We start from the raw sequence: 14,569 nt of genomic DNA, 5'->3' as shown, positions 1-14,569 counted from the left end.
CGTGTTCGGCGGGCTGGCGGTCAGCCCGCAGCGGCCTGCGCATCCAGCCAGCGCGCCATGGCCGCGATGCGCGCCTGGCGGATCATCTCGCCCACCTGCGGGCCGTGCAGGCCCCGCGCGGCGGCCTGCGCCGACACGTCGCGCGTGGCCACGGACTGCGCGGCGGCCAGCACGGCGGCCAGGCGCTGGCGCTGCGGGTAGGCAGACTCCTCAAAGCCCAGCCGCCCGCGCGCGTCGCATTCGCAGGCCAGCAGCACGTCGCCGAAGCGCTCGGGCTTGCGCAGCGCGTCGCAGCGCTCCAGCAGGCGCATCAGCGCGGCGGCGTCCAGCCCGCCGCTGGCGTGGATGTGGCCGTGCTCGCGCGCCACCACCTCGGCGGTCTCGCGGCAGTCCACGGGCACGCGCAGGCGCTCGGCCACGCCTTGCAGCAGCTCGGCGCTGCGCGCCTCGTGGCCGATGTGGCGCGGCAGCACGTCGGCGGGCGTGGTGCCCTTGCCCAGGTCGTGTACCAGGCAGGCAAAGCGCACCGTGAGCGGCGCATTCAGGCGCGCGGCCATGTCCAGCACCATCATCAGGTGAATGCCCGTGTCCACCTCGGGGTGGTATTCGGCGCGCTGGGGCACGCCCCACAGGCGGTCCACCTCGGGCAGCAGCACGGCCAGCGCGCCGCACGCGCGCAGCACCTCGAACATGCGCGAGGGTTTGGCTTCCATCAGGCCGCGCGAGAGCTCCTGCCACACGCGCTCGGGCACCAGGTGGTCGGCCTCGCCCGCCGCCACCATCTCGCGCATGAGCTGCATCGTCTCGGGCGCGACGTGGAAGTCGGTGAAGCGCGCTGCGAAGCGCGCCACGCGCAGGATGCGCACGGGGTCCTCGCGGAAGGCGTCGGTCACGTGGCGCAGCACGCGGGCGGCGATGTCGCGCGCGCCGTTATAAGGGTCAAACAGGCCGCCAGCGCTTGTCCCGTCTGCACAAGCAGCTATCGCATTGATAGTGAGGTCGCGGCGCGAGAGGTCTTCTTCCAGCGTCACGCTGGGCGAGCTATGGACCACGAAGCCCCGGTAGCCGCGCCCGCTCTTGCGCTCGGTGCGGGCCAGCGCGTATTCCTCGCGCGTTTCGGGGTGCAGAAAGACGGGGAAGTCGCGCCCCACGGGCAGGTAGCCCAGCGCCAGCATCTCGTCGGGCGTGGCGCCCACCACCACCCAGTCGCGGTCGTTGACGGGGCGGCCCAGCAGCCGGTCGCGGACGGCGCCGCCCACCATGTAGATTTGCATGGCGGGCAGTTTAGGGGGAGGTGATTGCGGCGGTGCGCCCGTGGAAAAAAAGCATGGCTGGCCGGAAACCCGATGGCTAGCAAAAACGACCTGGGAGACTGTTGCCAGCCTCGGGTCGCCCCACGATGAAGCGTTGGAAAGGGCTGGCCCTTTCGATGCACGCATCATAGCACATGTTGATAATGCTTCTCATTCGGCTGATGAAAAACATCTGAAAGCATTCAGGCCGGGCGCTTGAACCCTGCTTCCCGCTGGTTGCGCACCGCCAGCACGAACACGGTGTCGATGGCCGCCACGTAGTGGTACAGCGCCACGTAGCCCCGCGTGGCGCGGCCGATCACCAGCTCGCGCTTGCCGCCCTGCACGGGGCGGCCCATCAGCGGGCTGTGGGTGAGGATTTGCAGCGCGTCCACGATGGCGCCGATGCGCTCGGGCGCGCTCGCGGGGTCGTATTGCGCGATGTGGTCGAAGAAGCGGTCGAAATCGTCCAGGACTTCCGGCGCCAGCTCGATGTGGGCCATGCTTCCTACTTGGCGGGCTTGCGGGGGCGTTCGCCGTTGGCGCGGGCGGTCAGGTAGGTCTTGGCCTTGTCCCAATCCACTGTCTTGCCGGTGGCGCGGATGCGCGCCCATCTTTCGTCGGCGAGGGCATGGAAGGCGTTGTCTTGCTCCACCTGCTCCACCGTCTGGGCCAGGGCGTCCAGGATGAAGGCGTGGGCCGTCTTGCCCGCTTGTGCCGCTGCGGCGTTGATGCGGGCTTTCAGGTCGTCTTCCAGGCGGATGGTGGTGGTGGACATGGCGGCTCCTGCGTCCAGTGCAATGTAGCACGTTGGTGCTACAAATGTGAAGGCCGCAGGCGGTACGGCTCCTCGAAAGCCAAAAAGTCCTTCTCGGCCAGCGCCTCGTCGATCCACGCCTTCACGCCCGGCAGCGCCTGCACGCGCCGCACGTAGTCGGCAATGTGCGGCGGCACGGGCAGCGCGTAGGCGGACAGGCGCATGCACACGGGGGCGAAGAAGGTGTCGGCGATGGTGAATGCGCCGAACAGCATCGGCCCGCCGTGCTCTTGCAGCAGGGCGCTCCACATGTCCACCAGGCGCTGCACGTCGGCGCGCACGGCGGCCTGGTCGCGCCAGATCAGCGCGCCGGTGTCGGCCAATTGCGCCTCGACGTTCATGGGGCAGTGGCTGCGCAGCGCGGTGAAGCCGCTGTGCATCTCGGCCACCACGCTGCGGGCGCGGGCGCGCGCCTTGGCGTCCTGCGGCCACAGGTGCTTGTCGGGGTGGGTTTCGGCCACGTATTCGGCGATGGCGAGGGTGTCCCACACCACCAGGTCGCCGTCCACCAGCACGGGCACCTTGCCGGTGGGCGAGGTGGCTGCGAGCGTGGTCTTGAACTGCGAGCCCGCGTCGAAGCTGTCGAAGCGCACCATCACCTCGTCGAAGGCGATGCCCGCCTGGCGCAGCAGCACCCAGGGGCGCATGGACCAGGACGAGTAGTTCTTGTTGCCGATGTAGAGCTGGAGCATGGGGGCAGTCCTTTCTTTCATACCGGCCAGACGACGCCGTTGTCGTTCAGGATGGCGTCCAGAGGCAGGTCATGTTCCTCGGGCTCGAATTCATCCAGGTAGCCGTTGGTAAAGCCCAGCCCCACGGTGAAGGGCCTGGGCTGCAGCGTGGCGAGCGTGCGGTCGTAAAAGCCGCCGCCGTAGCCCAGCCGGTAGCCGCCCGCCGCGTAGCCCACGCAGGGCACGAACAGCAGCGTGGGCACGATGGTCTCGGTGTCCTTGGGCTTGGGGATGCCGTAGGCGTCTTCTTCCATGGGGCAGCCGGGGTACCAGGCGTGGAAGGTCAGCGTCTTGTGCTGCTTGTTCACCACGGGCAGGCCGATGCGGCGCAATTGCGGCTCGTCCAGCAGCTCGCCGTCTTCCTTCCAGCGGTGCAGGGCGGGCAGGGGGTCGAACTCGCCCTTGATGGGCCAGTAGGCGCCGATCACCGTGTCGGGCCGGTTCACCAGCCAGATGCGCAGGACCTGCTGGAGTGCGTCCGCGCGCTGCAGGCGGTCGGGCAGGTTCAGGCGTTGTTCTATCAACGCGCGCCGAAGGGCTGCTTTGTCCATCACATAATTCCCCCATGCAATTGCTCTATCGAATTCTGACACCGCTGGCCGCCGCCTTTATCGCCCTGTCACCGGCCCTGGCGCAGACCAACCAGGGTGACGATACCTTGCTGGAGATGAGCCAGGCCTTCCGCAAGGGCGACCGCAAAAAGCTGGAGCAATTGCTGCCCGCCGCGCGCGGCCACGCGCTGGAGCCCTGGGCCGCGTACTGGGAGCTGAAGGCCCGCCTGAACGAAGCGCAGCCGGGCGAGGTGCAGTCCTTCCTGCAGCGCTACGCGGGCAGCTACCAGGAAGACCGCCTGCGCAACGACTGGCTGCTGCTGCTGGGCCAGCGGCGCGACTGGGGGCAGTTTGCCGAATACCACCCGGGCTACCGCATGTCGGACGACCGCGAGGTGCGCTGCTATGCGCTGCTGATCGACCAGATCAAGGGCGCGGCCCCCGCCACGGCGGCGCAGGAGGTGCGCACCCACTGGTACGCGCTGCGCGAGGCCGACGACGGCTGCACCCACGCGGCGGGCGAGTTCTACGCCGACAAGAAGCTGACCGCGCTGGACGTGTGGCGCAAGGCGCGTCTGGGCGTGGATGCCAACCGGCCCCGCGTGGTGCGCGCGGCGGTCGAGATCGTCTCGCCCGAGTCCCTGCCGCAGGCCACGGAGCTGCTGAACGCGCCCGCCAAGTACCTGCACGCCCGCGCCACCGCCGCGGGCCGGGCGCGGCAGGAGCTGGTGCTGCTGGCCATCCTGAAGCTGGCCACCACCGACCCGGACGGCGCCGCGCGTGAACTCGACGGCAAGTGGGGCGTGCATCTTTCGGCCGAGGAGCGCAACTGGGCCTGGGGCGCCATCGGCAAGGCGGCGGCGCAAAAGCTCTCCAGCGACGCCATGGCGCACTTCGGGCAGGTCACCAGGGACAGCGACCTGAACGACGACCTGCTGGCCTGGAAGGCGCGCGCCGCCCTGCGCGCAGGCCAGTGGAAGGCCGTGGCCCGGGCCGTGGACGCGATGAGCCCCGAGGCCCGCCAGGACAGCACCTGGGTCTATTGGAAGGCCCGCGCCCTGCTCGCGGGCAGGCCCGCCGATGCCGACCGCGCCGAGGCGCGCCGCCTGTTCGAATCCATCGCGGGCATGCGCGGCTTCTACGAGCAGCTGGCGACCGAGGAGCTGGGCCAGCGCATCACCATGCCGCCCGCACCCGCCCCGCTCACCGCCGACGAGAAGGCCGCTGCCCGCGCCAACGTGGGGCTGAACCGGGCGCTGTACGCCATCCTGCTCGGCCTGCGCAGCGAGGGCGTGCGCGAGTGGAACTACACCACCAACCTGCACCAGAGCGGCGGCATGTCCGACCGCGAGCTGCTCGCCGCCGCCGACTTCGCCTGCGCGCAGCAGGTGTGGGACCGCTGCATCAACACCAGCGAGCGCACCAAGGGCGTCATCGACGCCGCGCAGCGCTTTCCCATGCCGTTTCGCGCCACCGTGGTGGAGCGCGCCCAGGGCATCGGCCTGGACCCGGCCTACGTCTATGGCCTGATCCGGCAGGAGAGCCGCTTCGTCATGGACGCGCGCTCGCACGTGGGCGCTTCGGGCCTGATGCAGGTCATGCCCGCCACGGCGCGCTGGACGGCCCGGAAGATCGGCCTGGCGGACTTCAGCCCCAGCCAGCTCAGCGACCGCGACACCAACATCACCATCGGCACCGCGTACCTGAAGCTCGCGCTGGACGACTTCGCGGGCTCCATGCCCCTGGCCGCCGCCGCCTACAACGCGGGCCCGGGCCGCCCGCGCAGCTGGCGCAACGGCCCGGTGCTGGACGCGGCCATCTGGGCCGAGAACGTGCCCTTTGCCGAAACGCGCGACTACGTGAAGAAGGTGCTGTCCAACACCACCAGCTACGCGGCGCTGATCACCGGCCAGCCGCAGTCGCTCAAGAGCCGCCTGGGCACCATCGGCCCCCGGGACGCATCCGCGCCCGAGCCGAACAAGGACTTGCCTTGATGCTATTCAAATAATAGCTGTCTGTGCTTGCTGGATAAGCGCTGGAGGCCAATTTGATGCTCAAGTCTCCGACCACATCCGCAACAGGTTGTGGTACTGGCCGGTGAGGGACACGGTCTCCTCGGTCTCGCCCAGCCGGTCGCGCAGCTTCTGGATGGTCTGGTCCATCTCGAACAGCATGGCGCGGCGCGCGTCGTCGCGCACCAGGCTCTGCGTCCAGAAGAACGAGCACACGCGCTCGCCGCGCGTGACGGGCTCCACGCGGTGCAGGCTGGTCGAGGGGTAGAGGATCAGGTCGCCTGCGGGCAGCTTCACCTCGTGCGTGCCGTAGGTGTCCACCACCACCAGCTCGCCGCCGTCGTAGTCCTCGGGGTCGCACAGGAACAGGGTGGACGACACGTCCGTGCGCAGCCGCAGCGGCGAGCCGGGCACGCTGCGCACGGCGCCGTCCACGTGCAGGCCGTAGGTCTCGCCGCCGCTGTAGCGGTTGAACAGCGGTGGCACCACGCGCAGGGGCAGCGCGGCCGCAAAGAACAGCGGATGGGCCGCCAGCGCCTGCTGGATGATGCGGCCCTGCTCCAGCGCCACGGGCGATGTCTCCGGCAGCTGCCGGTTGCGCTTGACCTGCGCGCCCTGGCTGCCCACGGTGGCGCGGCCGTCCGTCCAGTCGGCGGCGTCGATGGCGGCGCGCATGGCAGCGACCTGTTCGCGCGTGAGGACGTTGGGGATGTGCAGCAGCATGGTGCGGATTCTCCAGAAAAAAAGCCCCGGGCAGGCCGGGGCACCCTGTGCGGCTGCGGGATCAGAAGCGCAGGTTGACCGTCACGCGCCCGGAGCGCGGGATGCCGGGGATGTAGCGGTAGCCGCTCTTGTTGATGGCCGCCACGTAGTCCTTGTCGAACAGGTTGTAGATGTTGAGCTGGATGTCCACGTTCTTGTTCACGCGGTAGCTGGCCATGGCGTCGAACACCCAGTACGACTCGGTGTAGTTGGGCGTGCCCACGGCGCCGTCGGTGCCGCGCTTCAAGCCGCCCGAGTGGCGCGCGCCGCCGCCCAGCGTCAGGTCGGGGGTCAGCGCGTAGGTGCTCCACAGCGAGAGGGCGTTGCGGGGCGTGTAGGTCAGCTCGTCCGAGCCGCTGGCCGCCAGCGTGGCGCCCTTGATGACCTTGGTGTCCTGCACCGTGTAGCCAGCGGTCACGCCCCAGGCGGGGGTGATCTGGCCCATGGCCGACAGCTCGATGCCCGACACGCGCTTCTTGCCGGTCTGGTCCACCGAGCCGTCCGTGGTGGCGATGATCTCGTTCTCGATCTCGGTGCGGAAGACGGCGCCGGAGAGCAGCAGCCGCTTGTCCGCCAGCTCCCACTTGGTGCCGATCTCGGCCGTGCGGGCCTTCTGCGGATCGACGTTGGGGCTGTTGGCGCTGTTGGCCGTGGCGCTCAGCGTGAAGTTGGCGCCGCCCGGCGGCTGCTGCGACACGGCGTAGTTGGCGTAGATGCTGCCGTTGGGCGCGGGCTTGTACAGCACGCCGAGCTTCCAGCTCAGGATGGTGTCCGACGCCTTCAGACCGTTGGAGGTGGTGGGCACCACCGTGCCGACGGGGTTGGTGCCGCAGGGCTGCGTGGTGGACGTGGCCGAGCAGGCGGCGGTCTGGTAATACGTCGTCCTGTAGTGGTCGGCGCGCAGGCCGCCGTTGAGCTGCCACTGCCGGTTGAGCTTGAGCGTGTCGAAGGCGTAGAGCGAGTACGTGTCGGTCGCGCCCCGGCTGACCGCGCCGTTGCGCGTGTAGGCGGGCAGCACCACGCTGGAGTCGGGGTCATAGACGCTGACGCGCGGCGCGGTGCCGGTGGTGGTCAGCGTCCAGTTCTCCTGCTCCTCGCGGGTCAGTTCCAGCCCGGCGCTGAGGTCGTGCTGGACCGAGCCGGTCATGAACTGGGTGGTCAGGTTGGTCTGGTTGGTCAGGATCCGGTTGGACTGGTCCTTGGTGTTGATCAGGCGCGCGATGGTCCAGGTCGAAGGGTCTGCCGCATCGGGCGTCTGCAGCCCGTTGGAGCCCAGCACCCCGGCGGCCGAGTAGCCCTGGCCCATGATGGCGCTGAGCAGGTAGTTCTGCGAGGTGCGGCCCCAGCGCGTGGTGTTGCGCAGCGTGGTGCCCGGCGCGAAGTCGTGCTCGAAGCGCACGGTGGCCATGTCGGCGGTCACGTCGTCGCGGTCCGAGCTGGTGCCGTAGAAATTGCGGGAATCGACCCGCGCCGCGGTGTCGAGAAAGCCGCGCCGACCGGCATAGGTGGGCGCATCGGGCGAGGAGTAGCCGGGCATGCCGATGGTGAACACGCCGCCGTCGGGCACGTTGCTTTGCTTGACGTGCAGCAGGTTCACGAAGATGCGGCTGTCGGTGCCCAGGCCGAACGCCAGCGAGGGCGCGATGCCCCAGCGGTCGTTCTCGACGCCGTGGCGGCCCGCCACGCCTGCGTCCTGCGCCACGGCGTTCAGGCGCAGGGCCGCGCCTTCCATGCCGGTCAGGCTCTTGTTCCAGTCCACCGAGGCGCGCTTGTAGCTGCCGCTGCCCACGCCCAGGGACGCGCCGAAGCTGTCCACCCGGCTCGGCTGCTTGGTGGCCAGGTTGATCGAGCCGCTGGGCGCGCTGCGGCCATAGTCGGTGCTGGCGGGGCCCTTGATCACTTCCACCTGCTCGATGTTGAAGATGTCGCGCGAGATGGAGCCCAGGTCACGCACGCCATCGACATAGATGCTGTTGGACGTGTCGAAGCCGCGCATGTAGATCGCGTCGCCGGTGCTGGTGTTGCCGTTCTCGCCTGCGTAGAAGGTGCCCACGCCGGGTACGTTGCGCAGCGCCTCGGTCAGCGTCGTGGCGGCCTGGTCGCGCATGACCTGCTCGTTGATGACGGAGATGCTCTGCGTGGTGTTGACCAGCGGCTGGGTGAACTTGGGCGAGGACGGCGCGGCGGGCGTGTAGCCCGTGTCGCGGCTCGATTCGACCTTGACTTCCTGCAAGGTGGCGGTGGCCTGCTGGGCCTGGGCGGGCAGGCCCAGGGCCACGACGGCGGCTGCGGCGGCCATGCCGACGGTGTGCGGGCGGGCTGCCACGGGGTGTTTGCGGCTCTTGATGTGTGCGGTGCTGTGCGCCATGGAGTGAATCCAATCCGTGTGAAAGAAAAGACGGAACTTGGCTGGCTACAGGACGGCATGGCAGGCTGCAAAGGGCTGGCGCGCTGCCGGTGTTGGCTGGCTGAGACCCTGCGCGACCGGGCGGCGCCGGTGGCTCGCAGGAGTGCATGAATGATAACGATTATCAATTGAAAATGGTTACACATCGCCGCATTGGGGCGGTTTCACAGCGTCAATTGCGGAGAAATTGTGGCGATGCAGCAACGGCGCAGGGCCGTGCCGGTGCCAGCCGGCGTGCTCAGGCGTCGTGCAGCATGCCGCCGTGGCGCGCGGCGGCGCCCGAGCGCACGAGGTCGTCCACCAGGCTGCCGAACCATGCGTCCAGGGTGGCGCTCTGGCTGGCGAAGTAGCGCCCGTGCAGCAGGCCGAAGTAGGGCGTGGCGCGGGCCCAGGCCGCCAGGTCGTCCAGGCGGATCTGCCGCCATTCGATCAGCTTGTACTTGAGCAGCACCTTGGCCGCGTGCAGCGCGTGCTTGGCCGGGTTGCGCACGAAGCCGTCCAGGCGGCGGCGGGCCGTGTCCAGGGCGCGGGGCGCGTCGCCGAACACCGGGCCGTGGCCGGGGATGACGACCAGCGGCGCCAGGCGCTCGATCAGGTCCAGCGTGGCTGCCACGTCGTCAAAGGCGTCGGTGCCTTCCAGCTCGGGGAAGACCACGCCGAAGCCGTTCTCCCACAGCGCGTCGGCGGAGATCAGCACGCGGCCCCGGGGCTCGAACAGGACGATGGAATGCGGGTCGTGCCCCGGCGCGGCATGCACCTGCCAGGGCGTGTCGCCCAGCAGCACGCAGGAGCCTGGCTGCAGCAGCGTGTCGGCGCGGAAAGGCGGGCAGTGCTGGCCCGTGGGGGTGTAGCTCAGCGCGTAGGCGTCCCACTGGCGCACGTGGTCGGCCTGGCCGGGCGGGATGGCCGTGAGTACCCCCGGCCACGCCGCCTGCAGCGCGGCGTTGCCGCCGCAGTGGTCGCTGTGCAGGTGGGTGTTGAGGATGCGGTCCAGCGGGCGATCGCCCAGGCTGGCCTGCACCAGCGCCAGCGTCTGGCTGGCGTGGCTGCAATAGCCGGTGTCCACCAGGGCGGTGTCGTGCTGGCCGATGAACAGGATGTTGTTGGCGGAAAGCCAGCCGCGCTCCAGCATGGTGATTTCGGGCGGCAGCGCAGGTGGGACAAGCGTCATTAGCTATCAAAACAGGAGTAAATTACGCGGCGGGGCCCCGCTGGTCGCTCGGGGACGCCGTCACCGCGTGCGGGCTGCGGCGGGGTTGAAACGGGCCCCGATTGTGGGTGCCGCGTGCGCGCAGTCCTACCGGGCTTGTCCTAGTGTCGCGGCCAGCGCCGCCGCGCAGGCGGCAGGTTCGGCGTCGAACAGCAGGTCCATCAGCGCCTGCTCGCGCGCCTCGATGGTCGCCAGGAACTGGTCCACCGCGCCGCGCTGGCGCGCGAGCTGGCCGAAGGTGTCGAAGCCCGCCTCCAGAAATTGCTGCAGCGCCCCCAGCCCTGCGGCGTTGGCCGGGCCGCGCATCATGCGCAGCATGGTGCGCAGGCCGGGCGTGCGGGTCAGGCGCGCCAGGTCGGCGCCCATGGCGAGTACGCGCTGCAACTGCTGCTGGCGCGCGGGGCGCTGGCCCACCGCGCGCCAGGCCGTGGCGTAGCGGGCGGCGTCGGCGCCCTGGGCGGCGAGCCAGGCGCGGCCCATGTCCTGGTCCAGCGCCTCGGTTTGCGCGTGCAGCTCGGCCAGGGCCACGGCGGTGGCGACCACGGGCGCGGGGAACAGCGTCTGCAGCGTGCCCGCGATGCGGCCGAACTGCTGGTCGCGCGCCGTGTAATCGGCCGCGCTGTACAGCTCGGCCAGGAAGAAGCGCGCCGCCGGGGCGAACGCGGGCGACTGCAGCAGGTCGTCGTAACTGCCCCGAAAGCGCCGCGCCTGCAGCGCCTTGACGGCGCCCACCGCCGCGCCCAGCGCCGTGTCGCCCGCGCGGTGCAGGCGCAGGGCGGTCACGTCGGCGATGCAGTCGCGGATGGTCTGGGCGGCGTCCATGGGGTCTCCTGGGACAATTACAACATCCAACTCCGAATCCAAAGCACCATGATCGCGCGCTTGCAACGAGTTCTCGCCCTGTCCATCCTCGTGTCCATGGCCGCCTGGCTGGCCTGGCGCTGGCCGCATTCGCCCGTGCAGGCGGTGCTGGGCGCGCTGGCGCCGCTGGCCATCCACCTGCTGGTGATGGCCACGCAGTTCGCGCTGATGCACCGCGCCAACCGCGCCGACCCCGCGCCGCGCGCGCGCTGCGGGCAGGTGCTGGCCGCGTGGTGGGCCGAGTCCATGGCGGCGCTGGCGGTGTTCGGCTGGCGCCAGCCGTTTCGCCACCGCTCGCAGCCCGACTGGCTGCCGGGCGAGCCCACGGGGCGGCGCGGCGTGGTGCTCATCCACGGCTTCATGTGCAACCGGGGGCTGTGGCTGCCCTGGTTCGCGCGGCTGCGGGCGCAGGGCCATGCCTATGTGGCGGTGAACCTGGAGCCCATCATGGGCTCCATCGACGACTACGCCGCCACCATCGACGAGGCCGTGCAGCGCGTCACCCAGGCCACGGGCCGCGCGCCCGTGCTGCTGTGCCACAGCATGGGCGGGCTGGCGGCGCGGGCCTGGCTGCGCGCCTACGAGGCCGATGCCCGCGTGTACCGGGTGCTGACGCTGGGCACGCCCCACGGCGGCACCTGGCTGGGGCGCTTCTCCAGCGCCGTGAACGGGCGGCAGATGAACCTGTCGAGCGACTGGCTGCAGGCCCTGCTGCGCGCGGAGCCGCCGGGGCGCGCGGCGCTGTTTGCGTGCTGGTATTCCAACTGCGACAACATCGTGTTCCCCGCCCACACGGCGGCGCTGGCGGGAGCGGACAACCGCTTCGCGCCGGGCCTGGGCCACGTGCAGATGGCGTATGCCCCGGCGGTGGTGGACGCTTGCCTGGCGGAAATCGGCCGCGACTGATTTTCAAGTCAAATTGGCCTCTAGCGCTTATCTGACGGGCGCCATAAGCTATCCTTCTGATAGCGAACCGGCCGCGAACTCGGGCAAGCCGCGCAGGCGCTCGTAGATCGGCGCGAAGTCTGCCGCCGTCAGGTCGAACAGTTGCTCAAAGCTGTCGATCACGAAATACGTCTGCTGGTAGGTGTCGATCTTGTAGCGCGTGCGCATGGTGCGCTCCAGCTGCAGCGGCAGGCGCTGCGGCGCGGGGCTCTGTACGCTGTAGGGCAGCTCGCCCGCCGAGCTGAGGATGCCCGCGCCGTAGGCCCGCAGCCCCTGGGCCTCGCGGATCAGGCCGAACTCGATGGTGTACCAGTACAGGCGCGAGAGCATTTCGCACGCGCCCAGCCGCTCGGCCTTGAGGCCGCCCTGGCCGTAGCGCTGCACGTAGTCGGCGAACACCGGGTTGAACAGCAGCGGCACGTGGCCGAACAGGTCGTGGAAGATGTCGGGCTCGACGATGTAGTCGAACTCCTCGGGCTTGCGGATCCAGTCCGTCACCGGGAACTTGCGGTGGGCCAGCAGGGTGAAGAAGGGCACCTCGGGGATCAGCCCGGGCACGCCCACGATCTCCCAGCCCGTGGCCTTGTGCAGCCGCTCGTTGATCTCCTCGAAGCGCGGGATGCGGTCCTGCGCGCCCAGCGAGGGCAGGGCGGCGATGAACGCCTCGCTCGCCAGCCCCGGCAGCAGGGCGCACTGGCGCTGGTACAGGCGGCGGTAGGTGTCGTGGTCGGCGGCGGTGTAGGCCGCGTAGTCCTGTGGGCAGGTGTAGTCGGTGCTGGCGCGGGTGTAGTCGCCGCGCGGGGGGCGCTCGCTGGCGCCGTAAACGACGGGTTCGACGGCCATGGCGGGTTTTCTCTTGCGCTCAGGCTTTGGCGGCTTCGAGCACGCCACGGTTGATCTGGTCGCGCTCCAGCGACTCGAACAGGGCCTTGAAGTTGCCTTCGCCGAAGCCGTCGCGGTAGTCGCCCACGCGCTGGATGAACTCGAAGAACACCGGGCCCAGCATGGGCGTGGAGAAGATCTGCAGCAGCAGGCGCGGCGTGCCGTCGGCCGTGGTGCCGTCCAGCAGGATGCCGCGCGACTGCAGCTCGGCCACGTTGCGGCCATGGCCGGGCAGGCGCGTTGCCAGCATCTCGTAGTAGATGTCGTTGGGGGCGGTGGCCAGCGGCACGCCCGCCAGGCCCAGCTTGTCCACCACCTCGGTGAGGTCGTCGCAGATCAGCGCGATGTGCTGGATGCCCTCGCCGTTGAACTGCATCAGGAACTCCTCGATCTGGCCGCCGCCCTGCTTGGATTCCTCGTTCAGCGGGATGCGGATCTTGCCGTCCGGCGCCGTCATGGCCTTGGACGTGAGGCCGGTGTACTCGCCCTGGATGTCGAAGTAGCGGATCTCGCGGAAGCCGAACAGCTTCTCGTAGAACCCCGCCCAGAAGCCCATGCGGCCCCGATAGACGTTGTGCGTGAGGTGGTCGATTTCCTTCAGGCCGTGGCCCGCGGGGCGGCGGTCCACGCCGGGGAGGAATTCGAAGTCGATGTCGTAGATGCTCTTGCCGTCCTCGAAGCGGTCGATGAGGTACAGCGGCGCGCCGCCGATGCCCTTGATGGCGGGCAGGCGCAGCTCCATCGGCCCGGTGGGAATCTCGATGGGCTGCGCGCCCAGCTCCAGCGCGCGTTTGTAGGCCAGGTGCGCGTCCTTCACACGAAAGGCCAGCCCGCAGGCCGACGGGCCGTGCTCGGCGCCGAAGTACGCGGCCTGGCTGTGCGGCTCGCGGTTCAGGACGAAGTTGATGCCGTTCTGGCGGTACAGCACCACGTCCTTGGAGCGGTGCTTGGCGACCAGGGTGAAGCCCAGCTTCTCGAACACGGCCTCCAGCACGCCGGGCGTGGGCGAGGTGAATTCCACGAACTCGAAGCCCATCAGGCCCATGGGGTTGTCCCAGGCGGCAGGGCTCTGGGCGGCGGATGGGGGCAGGGCTGCGTTCATGGGGCGTCTCCGGTGGTCGTGGCGAAGGGGGTGTACACCGACGACTGTAGGTGCGCAATGCCTCATGTTTCTGGCGAAATCAAGAGGCACGGCGGCCTTGTTTGCAGGAAACGTGCGCCGCGAAAAAGCTCGGCGCAGAAAAACGCGCTCAGGAGCCGGTTTTCTGGCTGCGCAGGGCCAGCGCGGCCTCCACGCGCTGCTGCTCGTCGGCGGTAAAGAGCTGCTGGCGCAGCTGTTGCAAGGCCGCGCCGTCGCCCTGCGCGCGGGCCTGGCTGTACTGGTCCAGGCGCTGCTGCCAGTCGCGCTCCTCGCGGTCCAGCTGGGCCAGGGCGTGGGCGGCGGCCTCGCCGTACTGCGCGCTGCGGGCGGTGTGGCGGGCGTAGTCGCTGGTGTTCTGCGCGTCGAAGGCGGCGGTCTGGGCGGCGGCGGCCAGGTGCGCGGTGGCGGCGGCGCGCTCGGCAAGGCGCTCGGGCGCAAGCTCGCTCTCGGCGGCGCGCAGGGCCTGCGCGCGCTGCTCGGCGCTCAGGTCGGGGTTGCGGGCGATCTCCAGGCGCGCGAGGGTGTAGCGGTCCAGCTCGTCCGAGCGGGCGAACAGGGCGTCGTACTCGGCGTCGTCGAAGAACTGCTGGCGCACGCGGTGGCGCGCCTCCAGCGCGTCGCGCAGGGCAGCCGGGTCGGCGGGGTCCTTGGGGGCGGTCAGGCGGCCCAGGGCCACGCGGTAGTCCACGTAGCGCCCGGCCAGGGCCAGGGCGCGGGCGGCGAGTTCGGCGGGGAAGTGCGCGCTCACCAGGGCCGCCAGCCGCTGCTTGAGCGCCTGAGGGTCGCTGGCCTCGCCCGCGTCGGCCAGCAGGGCTTCCAGGCTGTCGCGCAGGCCGGGGGTGAGCAGAGGGTCGGCGCTGGCCGCCGCCGCGTTGGCCGAGCGCCGCGCAAAGAAGCTGCTGGCGCCCGGCGCCCGGGCGCCGCCGTCCGCCGCGAGGAGGGCGGCGCCTTGCGCGGC

The 14,569-nt window shown here is 70.0% G+C and carries 14 protein-coding genes; 2 read left to right on the top strand and 12 right to left on the bottom strand.

All coding sequences use genetic code 11. From position 1 onward, the window contains the following. Positions 1-20: 20 nt before the first annotated feature. The 5 genes from QM569_RS16055 to QM569_RS16035 all read right to left on the bottom strand — a co-directional run bounded on the left by QM569_RS16055 (position 21) and on the right by QM569_RS16035 (position 3,391). Positions 21-1,274: a multifunctional CCA addition/repair protein gene (locus QM569_RS16055; protein ID WP_414988240.1), complete on the bottom strand. Its 1,254-nt coding sequence runs from the start codon at positions 1,272-1,274 to the stop codon at positions 21-23. 221 nt (positions 1,275-1,495) lie between these two features. Continuing rightward, a complete protein-coding gene (locus tag QM569_RS16050; protein ID WP_414988239.1) occupies positions 1,496-1,795 on the bottom strand; it encodes a type II toxin-antitoxin system RelE/ParE family toxin in 300 nt (99 codons plus the stop codon). Positions 1,796-1,800: 5 nt separating this feature from the next. After that, positions 1,801-2,070 (bottom strand): ribbon-helix-helix protein, CopG family, encoded by a 270-nt coding sequence (locus QM569_RS16045; RefSeq protein ID WP_414988238.1) that lies wholly within the window; start codon positions 2,068-2,070, stop codon positions 1,801-1,803. Between the two features lie 38 nt (positions 2,071-2,108). Next, positions 2,109-2,801 (bottom strand): glutathione S-transferase family protein, encoded by a 693-nt coding sequence (locus QM569_RS16040; protein WP_414988237.1) that lies wholly within the window; start codon positions 2,799-2,801, stop codon positions 2,109-2,111. A gap of 17 nt (positions 2,802-2,818) precedes the next feature. Continuing rightward, positions 2,819-3,391, bottom strand: a complete 573-nt coding sequence (locus QM569_RS16035) for a 5-formyltetrahydrofolate cyclo-ligase (RefSeq protein WP_414988236.1) — start codon at positions 3,389-3,391, stop codon at positions 2,819-2,821. 14 nt (positions 3,392-3,405) lie between these two features. Here QM569_RS16035 and QM569_RS16030 point away from each other — a divergent pair, with 14 nt between their 5' ends. After that, entirely contained in the window at positions 3,406-5,385 is a 1,980-nt protein-coding gene (locus QM569_RS16030; RefSeq protein WP_414988235.1) for a transglycosylase SLT domain-containing protein, read from the top strand. 60 nt (positions 5,386-5,445) lie between these two features. Here QM569_RS16030 and QM569_RS16025 read toward each other — a convergent pair whose 3' ends face one another. The 4 genes from QM569_RS16025 to QM569_RS16010 form a co-directional block, all read right to left on the bottom strand. Next, entirely contained in the window at positions 5,446-6,126 is a 681-nt protein-coding gene (locus tag QM569_RS16025) for a Fe2+-dependent dioxygenase (protein WP_414988234.1), read from the bottom strand. A gap of 61 nt (positions 6,127-6,187) precedes the next feature. Continuing rightward, the gene (locus QM569_RS16020) at positions 6,188-8,533 is read right to left on the bottom strand and encodes a catecholate siderophore receptor Fiu (RefSeq protein ID WP_414988233.1); all 2,346 of its coding nucleotides are present in this window, start codon (positions 8,531-8,533) and stop codon (positions 6,188-6,190) included. Positions 8,534-8,810: 277 nt separating this feature from the next. Next, complete coding sequence (locus QM569_RS16015; protein ID WP_414988232.1) at positions 8,811-9,743, bottom strand: MBL fold metallo-hydrolase; 933 nt, start codon at positions 9,741-9,743, stop codon at positions 8,811-8,813. A gap of 126 nt (positions 9,744-9,869) precedes the next feature. Next, positions 9,870-10,604: an FFLEELY motif protein gene (locus QM569_RS16010; protein WP_414988231.1), complete on the bottom strand. Its 735-nt coding sequence runs from the start codon at positions 10,602-10,604 to the stop codon at positions 9,870-9,872. A gap of 48 nt (positions 10,605-10,652) precedes the next feature. Between QM569_RS16010 and QM569_RS16005 the strand changes: the two genes are divergently transcribed. Continuing rightward, positions 10,653-11,549, top strand: a complete 897-nt coding sequence (locus QM569_RS16005) for an esterase/lipase family protein (RefSeq protein WP_414988230.1) — start codon at positions 10,653-10,655, stop codon at positions 11,547-11,549. Positions 11,550-11,597: 48 nt separating this feature from the next. Here the strand turns inward: QM569_RS16005 and phhA are convergent, their stop codons facing one another. The 3 genes from phhA to QM569_RS15990 all read right to left on the bottom strand — a co-directional run. Beyond that, complete coding sequence (gene phhA / locus QM569_RS16000) at positions 11,598-12,431, bottom strand: phenylalanine 4-monooxygenase (protein ID WP_414988229.1); 834 nt, start codon at positions 12,429-12,431, stop codon at positions 11,598-11,600. Positions 12,432-12,450: 19 nt separating this feature from the next. Further along, a complete protein-coding gene (gene hppD, locus QM569_RS15995; protein WP_414988228.1) occupies positions 12,451-13,572 on the bottom strand; it encodes a 4-hydroxyphenylpyruvate dioxygenase in 1,122 nt (373 codons plus the stop codon). Positions 13,573-13,720: 148 nt separating this feature from the next. Further along, on the bottom strand, positions 13,721-14,569 hold an 849-nt coding region (locus tag QM569_RS15990), incomplete at its 5' end, for a lipase secretion chaperone (RefSeq protein WP_414988227.1).

The organism is Acidovorax sp., assembly GCF_047607405.1.
GTDB lineage: Bacteria > Pseudomonadota > Gammaproteobacteria > Burkholderiales > Burkholderiaceae_C > Acidovorax.
The sequence above is the reverse complement of the archived record's forward strand: the minus strand, read 5'-3'. Positions and strand labels throughout refer to the sequence as shown.

Excerpts from the sequence above, each read along its gene's own strand:
- QM569_RS16055 (WP_414988240.1), bottom strand. The coding sequence starts at position 1,274 with ATGCAAATCTACATGGTGGGCGGCGCCGTCCGCGACCGGCTGCTGGGC.
- QM569_RS16050 (WP_414988239.1), bottom strand. The coding sequence starts at position 1,795 with ATGGCCCACATCGAGCTGGCGCCGGAAGTCCTGGACGATTTCGACCGC.
- QM569_RS16045 (WP_414988238.1), bottom strand. The coding sequence starts at position 2,070 with ATGTCCACCACCACCATCCGCCTGGAAGACGACCTGAAAGCCCGCATC.
- QM569_RS16040 (WP_414988237.1), bottom strand. The coding sequence starts at position 2,801 with ATGCTCCAGCTCTACATCGGCAACAAGAACTACTCGTCCTGGTCCATG.
- QM569_RS16035 (WP_414988236.1), bottom strand. The coding sequence starts at position 3,391 with ATGGACAAAGCAGCCCTTCGGCGCGCGTTGATAGAACAACGCCTGAAC.
- QM569_RS16030 (WP_414988235.1), top strand. The coding sequence starts at position 3,406 with ATGCAATTGCTCTATCGAATTCTGACACCGCTGGCCGCCGCCTTTATC.
- QM569_RS16025 (WP_414988234.1), bottom strand. The coding sequence starts at position 6,126 with ATGCTGCTGCACATCCCCAACGTCCTCACGCGCGAACAGGTCGCTGCC.
- QM569_RS16020 (WP_414988233.1), bottom strand. The coding sequence starts at position 8,533 with ATGGCGCACAGCACCGCACACATCAAGAGCCGCAAACACCCCGTGGCA.
- QM569_RS16015 (WP_414988232.1), bottom strand. The coding sequence starts at position 9,743 with ATGACGCTTGTCCCACCTGCGCTGCCGCCCGAAATCACCATGCTGGAG.
- QM569_RS16010 (WP_414988231.1), bottom strand. The coding sequence starts at position 10,604 with ATGGACGCCGCCCAGACCATCCGCGACTGCATCGCCGACGTGACCGCC.
- QM569_RS16005 (WP_414988230.1), top strand. The coding sequence starts at position 10,653 with ATGATCGCGCGCTTGCAACGAGTTCTCGCCCTGTCCATCCTCGTGTCC.
- phhA (WP_414988229.1), bottom strand. The coding sequence starts at position 12,431 with ATGGCCGTCGAACCCGTCGTTTACGGCGCCAGCGAGCGCCCCCCGCGC.
- hppD (WP_414988228.1), bottom strand. The coding sequence starts at position 13,572 with ATGAACGCAGCCCTGCCCCCATCCGCCGCCCAGAGCCCTGCCGCCTGG.